The sequence below is a fragment of the Thermus scotoductus DSM 8553 genome (genome assembly GCF_000381045.1).
Classification (GTDB): domain Bacteria; phylum Deinococcota; class Deinococci; order Deinococcales; family Thermaceae; genus Thermus; species Thermus scotoductus.
Genome location: NZ_KB905774.1, coordinates 1 through 10,535, shown reverse-complemented (window position 1 = coordinate 10,535; position 10,535 = coordinate 1). Strand labels below are relative to the sequence as shown.

13 protein-coding genes and 1 pseudogene are annotated in these 10,535 nt (G+C 64.9%); 11 read left to right on the top strand and 3 right to left on the bottom strand.

Going from position 1 to position 10,535, the window contains the following annotated elements; genetic code table 11:
- Together F604_RS12220 and F604_RS0110620 are read left to right on the top strand one after the other, a co-directional pair.
- A partial coding sequence (locus tag F604_RS12220) for an RNA-guided endonuclease InsQ/TnpB family protein (RefSeq protein ID WP_019550412.1) occupies window positions 1-425 on the top strand: 425 nt, incomplete at its 5' end.
- A 78-nt stretch (window positions 426-503) separates the two neighbouring features.
- Window positions 504-2,969, top strand: a complete 2,466-nt coding sequence (locus F604_RS0110620; protein WP_019551631.1) for a BamA/OMP85 family outer membrane protein — start codon at window positions 504-506, stop codon at window positions 2,967-2,969.
- A gap of 121 nt (window positions 2,970-3,090) precedes the next feature.
- On the opposite strand, the gene F604_RS0110615 is transcribed toward F604_RS0110620, so the two are convergent.
- Window positions 3,091-3,363, bottom strand: a complete 273-nt coding sequence (locus F604_RS0110615; protein WP_019551629.1) for a DUF5647 family protein — start codon at window positions 3,361-3,363, stop codon at window positions 3,091-3,093.
- Between the two features lie 25 nt (window positions 3,364-3,388).
- Window positions 3,389-3,721 carry a DUF7718 family protein gene (locus F604_RS13575; RefSeq protein WP_019551628.1) on the bottom strand — a complete coding sequence of 111 codons (333 nt, stop codon included), beginning with the start codon at window positions 3,719-3,721 and terminating at the stop codon, window positions 3,389-3,391.
- A 75-nt stretch (window positions 3,722-3,796) separates the two neighbouring features.
- On the opposite strand from F604_RS13575, the gene F604_RS0110605 reads away from it, so the two are divergent.
- Window positions 3,797-4,105 carry a DUF503 domain-containing protein gene (locus F604_RS0110605; RefSeq protein WP_019551627.1) on the top strand — a complete coding sequence of 103 codons (309 nt, stop codon included), beginning with the start codon at window positions 3,797-3,799 and terminating at the stop codon, window positions 4,103-4,105.
- A 1-nt stretch (window position 4,106) separates the two neighbouring features.
- Here F604_RS0110605 and F604_RS0110600 read toward each other — a convergent pair whose 3' ends face one another.
- Complete coding sequence (locus F604_RS0110600) at window positions 4,107-5,297, bottom strand: thiolase family protein (protein WP_019551626.1); 1,191 nt, start codon at window positions 5,295-5,297, stop codon at window positions 4,107-4,109.
- A 66-nt stretch (window positions 5,298-5,363) separates the two neighbouring features.
- On the opposite strand from F604_RS0110600, the gene F604_RS0110595 reads away from it, so the two are divergent.
- The 8 genes and pseudogenes from F604_RS0110595 to F604_RS12215 all read left to right on the top strand — a co-directional run.
- Window positions 5,364-5,834 carry a GspH/FimT family protein gene (locus F604_RS0110595; protein ID WP_019551625.1) on the top strand — a complete coding sequence of 157 codons (471 nt, stop codon included), beginning with the start codon at window positions 5,364-5,366 and terminating at the stop codon, window positions 5,832-5,834.
- Window positions 5,835-5,972: 138 nt separating this feature from the next.
- Entirely contained in the window at window positions 5,973-6,440 is a 468-nt protein-coding gene (locus tag F604_RS0110590) for a GspH/FimT family protein (protein ID WP_019551624.1), read from the top strand.
- Entirely contained in the window at window positions 6,437-6,997 is a 561-nt protein-coding gene (locus F604_RS0110585; RefSeq protein WP_019551623.1) for a type IV pilus modification PilV family protein, read from the top strand. Before F604_RS0110590 ends, F604_RS0110585 begins: the two co-directional genes overlap by 4 nt.
- The gene (locus F604_RS0110580; RefSeq protein WP_019551622.1) at window positions 6,994-7,689 is read left to right on the top strand and encodes a PilW family protein; all 696 of its coding nucleotides are present in this window, start codon (window positions 6,994-6,996) and stop codon (window positions 7,687-7,689) included. The genes F604_RS0110585 and F604_RS0110580 overlap by 4 nt, the downstream gene beginning before the upstream one ends.
- 10 nt (window positions 7,690-7,699) lie before the next feature.
- On the top strand, window positions 7,700-9,457 hold the full coding sequence (locus tag F604_RS0110575; RefSeq protein ID WP_019551621.1) for a pilus assembly PilX N-terminal domain-containing protein: 1,758 nt from the start codon (window positions 7,700-7,702) through the stop codon (window positions 9,455-9,457).
- Window positions 9,458-9,669: 212 nt separating this feature from the next.
- Window positions 9,670-10,044 (top strand): prepilin-type N-terminal cleavage/methylation domain-containing protein, encoded by a 375-nt coding sequence (locus F604_RS0110570; protein ID WP_019551620.1) that lies wholly within the window; start codon window positions 9,670-9,672, stop codon window positions 10,042-10,044.
- Between the two features lie 66 nt (window positions 10,045-10,110).
- The gene (locus F604_RS12700; RefSeq protein ID WP_019551619.1) at window positions 10,111-10,242 is read left to right on the top strand and encodes a type II secretion system protein; all 132 of its coding nucleotides are present in this window, start codon (window positions 10,111-10,113) and stop codon (window positions 10,240-10,242) included.
- A gap of 58 nt (window positions 10,243-10,300) precedes the next feature.
- Window positions 10,301-10,535 (top strand): annotated as a pseudogene (locus tag F604_RS12215) (transposase); the annotation flags it as partial.

The window sequence follows — 10,535 nt, the reverse complement described above, 5'->3', positions numbered from 1 at the left end:
TCAAGATGCGCCTGGCCCGGCAACACCAGAAGATTGCCAACAGGCGCAGGGACTTCCACCACAAGCTGGCCAGGAATCTCGTAAACCGCTATGGCACCATCGTCCACGAGGACCTGAGGGTCTCGAGACTAGCCCGCTTCTCCCTTGCCAAGAGTGTGCAGGACGCGGGGTGGGCCCAATTCCTTGCTATTCTCTCCGCCAAGGCTGCGAGCGCCGGGCGGAGGGTAGTGGCGGTGCCGCCACACGGTACGAGCCAGATATGCCCCCAGTGCGGCAGGGTCCAAAAGAAGGAGCTCTCCGAGCGCATCCACGCCTGTGAATGTGGGTGCGTGCTGGATAGGGACGTAGCTGCCGCCAAGGTCATTCTGGCTCTGGGCTTGGACGGAGCCTTCGGGGGCGGAGGGCGGGTAACCGCTCCCGCATGACCCGAGAAGCCCCGGACTTCAGTCCGGGGAGTCGTCACTCTCACGCCCCCTTCACCGGCCTCTGGTAAGCTTTCCGCCATGAAACGGCTTTTTGCCCTGGTGTTCCTGGGCCTTCTGGCCCTGGCGGCCCCCATCCGGGAGGTGGTGCTGGAAGGAGGCGATCCCGTTCTCCAGGCCTTGGCCCGGGCGGCCTTGCCCTTTGGCGTGGGGGACGAGCCCGGGGACCTCGAGGAGGCCCGGAAGGCCATCCTGGCCACCGGCTACTTCCAGCAGGTGGAGGTCCGGCTGGAAGGGGATGTCCTCTGGGTCCGCCTCACCCCCTACCCCCCCATCGGCCAAGTGAGGGTGGAGGGCAAGGCCTTCCCCCAGGAGGCCCTCCTGCGCTTTCTGGAGCAGAACTTCGCCATCGGCCCGGAGGCCACCTATAACCCCATCCGGGCCGGGGAGGCCGCCAAGGCCCTGGCCGAGGCCTACCGGCAGAATGGCTTCCCCTTCTCCCCCAAGGTGGAGGTGGAGGCCAAGGAGCAGGCGGGCAAAATGGCCCTCACCTTCCGGGTGGAGGAAAGCCCGGAGGTGAAGGAGGTCCGCCTCACGGGGGCGAGCCTTCTACCCGAGGCCGAACTCCTAAAGGCCCTGGAGCCCCTCAAGGGCCCCTTTGACTTCGCCAAATACCAGGAGGCCTTAAAGGCCCTCGGCGCCCGCTACGAAAAAGCAGGCTACCGCTTTAGCGGCCCCGATCCCCAGGGAAGCCGCCTCGAGGGGGGCATCCTCACCGTGGCGGTGCGGGAGCTTAAGGTGGTGCGCATCCAAGGAGGTGGCCTGGACCTCACGGGCTTCCCCCTGAAGCCGGGGGACTACCTGCGCTACGACCTCCTTCTGGAAGGGGTGCAAGCGCTTTCCAAAAAGCTTTCCCGGGTGGTGAACTTCAACCTCACCCCCGAGGGGGAAGGGGTGGCAGTGGAGCTTCAGCTGGGCCCGGAAGGCGGGGTGATCGAGCGGGTGGAGATCAGCGGCAACACCGCCTTCCCCACGGAAGCCCTCCTGGCCCTCCTCCGCCTGAAGCCGGGAGAGGTATACACCCCCGTCCTGGCCCAAGAGGACGCCCGGCGCATCGCCACCTATTACCAGGAGAAGGGGTATGAGGTGGCCGACGTGCGCTTTGGCTTCCAGGAAGGGGTCTTCCGCCTCCAGGTGCTGGAGCTCAAGATCGGGGGCTACCGCCTGGAGTGGCAGGGGGACCACCGCACCCAGGAGGAGGTGATCCTAAGGGAACTTCCCAAGCCAGGGAGTCTCTTCAGCGTCCCCGCCCTGCGCCAGGGCATCGCCCGCCTCATGGCCACGGGGCTTCTCTCCGAGCCCCCCGGGGTGCGCCTGGCCCCCGGGGAGAAGGAGGACCAGGTGGTGGTGGTCCTCTCCCTGAAGGAGGCCCGCACCGGGCTCTTCCAGCCCGCCCTGGGCTGGAGCTCCCTGGAGGGGTGGTCGGGAAGCGTCTCCTTCAAGGAAACCAACCTCTTCGGCCTGGCCCACCAGGTGGGGGTGGACCTGGCCTTCGTGCAAAACGACGCCAAGGACAACCTTTCCCTCTCGGTCAGCTACGCCATCCCCTGGCTCTACCTGGACTACTGGGACCTCAAGGAAGTGCGCACCAGCCTTTCCCTTAGCCTCTTTTCCACCCCCATCGGCAACAACAAGCTCCTGGACGGCAGCAGGGACACCGGCTGGGAGTACACGGAAAGGCGCACCGGGGGTGGGTTCTCCCTCTCCCGCCCCTTCTCCCAGGACCTGGAGAACCTGCGCCTTTCCCTGGGGCTTTCCGCCCGGCGGTCCGTATATGCCCTCGAGGTCTTTGATCCCAACGCTCCCTGCAACCCTGCCGTCACCGACACCAGCGACCCCAAGTACTGCGACGGCACCGACTACAAGGACCCCAACCAGGCTAAAAGCCTCCTCCCCACCCCCGGCTGGACCCTGAGGCTGGACACCGGCGTCACCTACATGGACGTGGACAACCCCCGCTTCCGCACCCAGGGGTACGAGGCCAGCCTCAGCACCGGCTTAGGCCTTTCCTTCCCCGACACGGGAGGCCGAAGCTTCTTCGTGCCCCTGGTGGCCACGGGCAAGACCTACTACGGCCTGGACCAGGAGAAACGACAGGCCCTGGCCTTCCGCCTCTCCGCCGGTACCCTTTTGGGCTTCCCGCCCGAAGGGGAGCGCTTCTTCCTCTCCGGGGGTGGGGCCGAGGCCTTCCTCCTCAGGGGCTACGAGGACCGCAAGTACGGGGGGCTTTCCTTCGCCACGGCCAGCGTGGAGTACCGCTACAACTTCAACCTCTCCCCCCAGGGGGGCACGAACCTCTACGGGATCCTCTTCACTGACCTGGGGCTTGCCGACAACACCGGCGGGGTGAAGTGGGGGGCGGGCCTGGGCTTCCAGCTGGACCTGGACCTCTTCGGGGCCCTTCTTCCCTCCCTGCGCCTGGACTACGCCTTCAGCCCGGAAAGCCCCACGGGAAGGCTTCACTTCCGCATCGGGCCCATGTTCTAGCTACCTCCCCACCCTGGCGTGGCCAGGGTGGGGACCTCTAGAAAGCCTGGAGCTCTGGCCAAAAAGCCCTTGCCCAGGCGCCCCACCGCTCCGGCGTGCGGCGCCTTTGGGTGTTCCGTTCCTAAGCCACCTGGGGTCTAATGGCTTCCCCACCCGGAAGCAAAAGCGTTTGCAGCTCCCCCTTCCAGAAAAGAGCGTGTACCAAGGGCAGGTTTTCGGGATTGGGCGCCTGGGCCACAGCCAGGGCATAAGCGGCCACCCCGGGTTCGTCCAGGGGCAGGATCACCAAGCGATAGGACTCAGGGAGACGGCCCGCCAACTCTAGGTCCAGGAGAACCCCGTGGACCCTCCCGTAGAGTTCCTGCATGCGAAACCGTGCCTCTTTCTCTTCCATGGCCGCATCCCCTTCCCTGTGCCCCCTAAGGCCAAGCCTCCTTTCCCTGAGCCTTGGCCAACCTATACGCTTCAATATACTCCTCCGACCTAACCAAAAGCTCCTCTTGCGCCACCTTCAGCGCCCTCCCCGGGTCCTTGGGAAGAGACACGGTTTCATGCCGTGCTAAACGGTTCCGATCGCGATGAGGTCTTCCCCCAGCCGTGTCATAACGAGCCACCCAAACCCAGCGACCCTCCTCCGCATCAAACCATTCCAACTGGACAGCCCAAGCCACAAGCTTACCCCGCTCCACCCGGAGGGTTAGCCGCAATCGCCGGTCCAAAGCGAAGGGGAACTCCCTCTGCTGGCTTCCCATAGCCTCTCGGAGCTGAATAACCCCTCTTTGGCCAGTCTACCGTAAACTGTCCTTGATGCCTTTAGGCGTCCTGCCATGAAAGCCTACCTCGGCCTTTACAGCGCCCGGCTGGAAACCCCGGCAAGGAGCCTTAAGGAAAAAAGGGCCCTGATCAAGCCCGCCCTGGAACGGGTCAAGGCCCGCTTTCCCGTTTCCGCCGCCAGGCTTTACGGCCTGGACGCCTGGGGCTTTGAGGTGGTGGGCCTGAGCCTCCTGGGAAACGATCCCGGCTGGGTGGAGGAAACCCTACGGGAAGCCGCCCGCTTCCTGGCCAGCCAGGGGGGCTTCAGCGTGGCCCTCGAGGCCTTTCACCTCGAGGCCATAGACCTGGACGGCCTGGTCTAGGCTAGACCCGCTCCACCGCCACCGCCACCGACCCCCCGGTCCCATGGCAGATGGCGGCAAGGCCCCTTTCCTCCCCCTTGCTCCGCAAGGCGTTCAGCAGGGTGACCAGGATCCTGGCCCCGCTGGCCCCGATGGGGTGGCCCAGGGCCACGGCTCCCCCGAAGACGTTTAAGCGCTCGTAGGGCACTCCCAAAAGCCGGTGGAAGAGTACGTTGTTGAGGGCAAAGGCCTCGTTGTTCTCAAATAGGCCGAAGTCTTCAATCCGCATGCCAAGCCGGTCCAACAAGCGCTTCACCGCCGGGATGGGGGCCTCGGGGAAGCGCCAGGGCTCCCCGGCGGCCCAGGCTCCCCCCAGAACCCGGGCCAGGGGCTTGAGGCCATACCGCTTCACCGCCTCCTCCGAGGCCAACAGAAGCGCCGCCGCCCCATCGGAGATCTGGCTGGCGTTCCCCGCGGTGAGGACCCCGTCCTTCTTGAAGGCGGGCCTGAGGGCTGCAAGGGACTCCAAGGTGGTCTCCGGCCGGATCCCCTCGTCCCGGTCCACCACCACAGGCCCCTTCTTCCCAGGGAGCTCCATGGGGGCGATCTCCTGGGCGAAAAGGCCCTTCTCCGTGGCCTCCCACGCCCGCTTGTGGGAGAGGTAGGCGGCCTCGTCCACCTCCTTCCGGCCCACCCCGTAGTCCTGGGCAAGCCTTTCCGCCTGCTCCCCCATGGCCTCGCCGGTGAAGGGGTCGGAGAGCCCATCCCGGAGGAGGATGTCCTGGAGGTTCTCCGGCGCCCCCATGAGGAACTTGTACCCCCACCTCGCCCTATGGGAGAGGTAGAAGCCCGCCTGGCTCATGGACTCCATCCCCCCGGCGAGGACCAGGTGGGCCTCCCCCGTGCGCAGGAACTGGAAGGCGTTCAAGACCGCCATCATCCCCGAGGCGCAGACCATGTCCACCTGGTACCCGTCCACCTCCTTGGGAATGCCCGCCTTCAGGGCCGCCTGCCGGGGAAGTAGCTGCCCGTGCCCGGCCCTCAGCACGTTGCCAAAGACGTAGAGGTCCAGGGCTTTCCCCTCCACCCCCGCCCGCGCCAAAGCCGCCCCCATGGCATGGGCCCCCAGCTCCACCGGGCTTACGTCCTTCAAGGCCCCCCCGAACCTCCCGATGGGGGTCCTGGCCGCAGAGACGATATAGACCTCTTTCATGGGCCTATCATACCCCGTGGGCCAATCCGCCCGGGCAAGGGGGCTCCCTGCTAAACTCCTTACAAGATGGCCCAGCGGGGCGTTACCCTTCTGGAACTCCTCCTGGTCTTGGGCGTTATGGGGGTTCTCCTCGCCCTCGGCCTTCCCCTTCTCTCCCCTCAGCGGCTGGCCCTGGATCAGGCGGCCCGTTCCCTGGCGGCCCAGGTAACCCGGGCCAGGCTCGAGGCCATCCGCCGAAACGCTCCTGCTGGGCTTCACCTCTTCACCGAGGGGGCGGGGGGCTACGCCGTCTTCGTGGACCGGGATGGGGACTGGGGCTATGACCCGGGGGAAGAGGTGCAGCTTGTTCGCTTTGGCCAGGGGGAATGGGCCCGGGTACGCCTGGACCTGGGGCAGAGCACCCTGGGCAACCTCCCCCTCCTCTTTGACCCCCGGGGCGTGCCCGCCCGGCCCATTACCGCGACCCTGGTTCTGAAAGCGGGCGAGGCGGTGCGGAAGGTGGTCATCAGCCAGCAGGGCCGAGCCCGGGTAGAGTGAGGCAAAGCCCGCACGGAGGCCCCGTAGAGCGTCCCCGCGAGATTTTGGCCTGGGCAGCAACAAGGCCAAGGGTATGACCCCCTCATTTGGGGGATGCGCCCGGCCCCTCCAGGGGCGTACCCTTGGAGGGCAATGAGGATGCCCCAGGGCTTCGCCCTCCTAGAGTTGATCCTTCTCCTCGCCCTCCTGGGGGTTCTTTTGGGGCTAGGCCTTGGCTACTTGCGCTCGGACCACCTGGCCGTGAACCAGGCCGCCCGGTCCCTGGCGGCCCAGGTGACCCGGGCCCGCCTCGAGGCCATCCGGCGCAACACCTTTGCGGGTCTGGTCTTCTCCACCACCCCCAGCGGCGGGTACCTGGTCTTTGTGGATGCGAACGGCAACCGCACCTACGACGGCCCCTCTGAGGCCATCCAGGCCGTTACCTTCGGCCAAGGGGAGTGGGCGCAGCTAAAGCTAACCAACTTCTCAGGGCCGACCTCTTTGGTATTTGACGCCCGGGGGGTTCCCTTGGACTCTGCCCCGATCCAGCTAACCCTCACCAACCGCCAGGGAACCTACAGCAAGACGGTGTACATCTCGCCGCAGGGGAGGGCGGCTATCCCATGAAAGGGCAAGGCCTAACCCTAGTGGAAACCCTAATCGCCCTGGCCGTTTTGGGCATCGCCTTTGCAGCCTTGCTCATGAGCCAGCTTTCCAACCTGCAGACCTCGGCCCAAAGCCGCTACGCCACCGACACCAAAGCGGCAGCGGTAAGGGTGCTGGAGGAACGGTCCGCCCAGGTGTTGAAGAGTGAGGTTCTTACCCCACCCAGCCCTTACATAGACGATCCCAAGAGCAACCGCAGTTTCTACTTCGTGGACTACTTTTATGGCTGCCCTACCCCTGTACCACCTCCCCCAACCCTACGCGGCGGCCAGATTAGGAATCTTCGCCCTGTCCCCTGTGCCCAAGAGGAGCGCCAAGGCCCCATCGCCGTGAAGTGGCGCATCCTCGGGGAAGGGGGTGTTTTGGGCGAGGGAGTGGTGACCATCGTGGTCACCGCTGAACACGACCGGGGCCCCAGGGTGACCATCGGCCGGCGGGTCACCTGTTACGACGTCTATCCTTCCCCCACCCAGGACCAGCCCGCCCCCTGCCCGCCCCCGGAAGGTGGAAGGCCATGAAAAAGGGTTTCACCCTGGTGGAGGTCTTGGTGGCCATGGCCATTTTGGTGGTGGTCCTGGCCCTTGGGGTGCGCTACTTCGCCGCCACGGGCGAGCTCGCTCGGAACACCCAGGGGCGGAACGAGCTTCAGGACCGGGTGCGGATGGTCATGCAGGTGGTGACCGGCGATCTGCAGATGGCGGGGGCCCGCTACTGGAATAGCGGCAGCCAAAACCGGGCCTACGGCCTGCCCCTTCCCCTCCTTGAGGGGGAGGATGGGGGTGCCAAGGACACCCTGACCCTCTACTACGTCACTAGCCTTAGGGACCCTGCCTCCGCCTGCCGCCGGGTGGACTACGACTTTGCCGGGGATACCCTGCGCCGTAGCGACGTGAACGCCACCTCCGGAAGCGACTGCACCTCCCCTTCGCCCAACTTCCAGCCCCTGGCCGAGGGGATTCTCGCCCTGGACATCCAGTACCAGTGCAGCGACGGTACCACCCAAGACCAGCCGGAGTGCAACCCAGACGCCTACCCCCGCTCGGCCAAGGTCACGGTGGCGGGCTATTCTCTAAACCCCGTGACCAACCCGGGGCCCGCCTCCCTCACCACCGTCACCCACCAAACCCTCTCTTGCCCCCCGGGCCGGGCCTGCTACGCCCTCACCCAGGAGGTTCTCATGCCCAACCTCAAGCCCTTGCCCGCCCCCTAGGAGGAAGCCTATGAACACGAAAGGCATCGCCCTGGTCGCCACTTTGGCCCTGATGGTGGTCATCGCCCTCCTGGTCTTCGGCACCTTCTTCACCACCCAGATAGAGCTTTGGACCACCCGCAACGACACCACCTCGGTCCAGGCCTTCTACGCCGCCGAGGCCGGGCTCCAGAAGTACAAGGCCGTCCTCTTCCAGCAGTATGTCTGGCGGGAGCAACGGGGCCAGGGGGGAGGAGGGCCTGGCTGTTTCACCCCCCTGGTAACTGGCCTGGACCTGGACCGGAACGGGACCCTAATCCCCTTCACCAACAACCAGTTGGTCCTGGCCGAGGACGAGGCGGTGATGGACGCCTTCGGCAACCCCGTGGGCCGGTATCGGGTGGTCCTTTACAAAGACGCCCAAGACGGCCAGCTTTTCACCCTGGTCTCCCAGGGCACCTCCTCCGGCGCCAAGGCCACGGTCCAGGCCACCTTCCGCATCAGCAACACGGGCTACCTGGAGCAGGCCATCTTCGCAGGAACGGGCCAGGCCAATAAGTGGCTGAACGGGGGGGCCACCATCCGGGGCGGAATCTACGTGGTGGGAAGCCCGAGCGACCCCAACCAGACGGTCATAGAGGCCAACGGCAACTTTGCCCTCTACAACTGGTACGACCTGAACGCCTACTCCGGGATCGCCAGCCGGGTGGAACCGGGCTACCAGAAGGTCCAGGACCTCTGCGCCAGCCTCCGGGTGCAGTACGGCAAGATCTCCGTTGGGGGGAGCACCGAGATCGGCGAGCCCACCAACAAGGTCAAAGGGGTGTTCGTGGGCCGGGGCGCTCAGGACATCGTGGGCCGGGGCGCTCAGGACATTACCCGGGAGAACGTGGACGTATGCGGGAACAATAAGGGGGTTTGTACCGAGACCCTGGGCGGCTTTGACCTCTCCAATCCCCCGCCTTTCCCCACCCTGGACGCCAAGCTGGACTCCGACGCCTGCTCCGCTTACCCCACCTGGCGGAACTGCCTCCAGAACAGGGCCGCCCTCAGGATTCAGCGCCTAGAGAACCAGGTGCCCATCGCCACCCCCCTGGATGTGAACCTGGACCCTTCCTGCCTCCAGGCCCTGCAGTCCGGCACCCTGACCCTAGATAACAAAGACGTGGACTGCACCTTCACCCGCCCGGACGGAAGCCGGGGGGGGTTCCGGTACACCTACACGGGCAACAACAAGAGCGGGCAGGGGCTTTTGCAGGTATTCGGGGACGTGGTCCTGGAGGGGCTTAACCTGGTCCTGAACCAGCCCACGGACTACCAGGCCAGCTCGAGCTCGGGGAGCGCCAAGAGCGCTACTTTCGCCGTGCTGGCGAAGGATGGGGCGGGCGGCAACCTGGACATCAACGGCAGCCTCCTCCCCGACGCCAGCTTTGGCTCCTTCCCCGGCCACGCCTTGGGCCTTGTGGTGGAGAAGAACCTCTACCAGCGGGGCCAGTACGTGATGGCCCCGGTGTACGCCGGGGGTACCTTCCGGGTGGTGAAGAACTACGTGCTTTTCGGTTCTGTCATCGCCAACGAGTTTTGCACCACCAGCGCTGGCGGCCAAAACACCGGTAATCAAGGCGGAAATAAAAATAATAAGAACGAGGAGAAGGAAGACCAATGCAACGCCGGCCAGAAGGCCGAGGTGGTCTACATCCGCATCCCCAAGGAGAACCGCCCCGTTCTCCTTCCCGACCTCAAGGGGGGTAAGCCCGTCTTCCAGGTGCTCTCCTATGAGCGCCGCTAGCTTTCACGCCCTTTTCACACCCCTCCCCCATCCTGAGGGTGGCCCCTGGGGGGCTTGACGAAAAGGTGCCGGCGCTCCAGACTAAGGGGAGAAAGGGGGTGAGAGGAGGAGAAGGACGAGAAACCGGTGGTTAGAGGCGGTTTTCGGCTACAGGCACTCATGGCCGCGCAATACCATAAGAGCGCGGGAAACCTTAAGGAGGTAAGAAACCTATGCGTAACGCAAAAGGCTTTACCCTGATTGAGCTTTTGATCGTCATCGCCATCATCGCCATCCTGGCCGCCGTCCTTATCCCCAACCTCCTGAACGCCAGGAAGAACGCCAACACCGTGGCCGCCCAAAGCTACGTCCGGAACGTGGCCACCGCGGTGGAGGCGGCGCGGAACCCCACAACCGGGGCGCTGCCCGACCTGAAGGATGGGAATTGCACAAACTTCATCTCCAATCCTCCGGCCTCGGTGTCTAAGTGCGAGGTGAAAGCAAGCGCTAACGATAGCATCAACTTCACCGTGGCCGCTAGCCTTACGGGAGCCCGGCACACTCAGATCACCTTTGATAGCGCTACCGGGCAGTTCAGCTTCCAGTAGTAAACCCCTTGTCCAAGGGGATGGGCTCTTCTAGCCCGTCCCCTTGGGCCTAAAAGGAGGCCAAGGGTGGGCCGAAAGGGCTTTACCCTCCTAGAGCTTCTCCTGGCGGTGGCCATCCTGGGGGTTCTCCTCGGCCTTTTGCTTTGGTACCTGGAACCCTTAAGCCCACATTCCGCACCCCTCCTCCCTCCGCGTTAGGATTCCTTCGTGTGCTACTTGACCCCAACCCCTGGGATGTGAAAAAAGAGGGGGTGCTATGCTTCCAAACCGAGAGCACCCCCTCTACTATCTTGACGCAGAAACCCTCCTCGTGGCCATCTACATCTGGGTGGACGACGAGCTCAAGGCCCTTCAGGCCCAAGGGTTCAAGCTCCCCAGAAAGCAAAGGCACCAGAAAGCCACCTTGGCTGAACTCCTGGCCCTGGCCATCTTTCTCCTGCTGCAGGGCCAGGACCTGGCCAAGGGCTACCTGGCCGCTAAAACCACCCTCA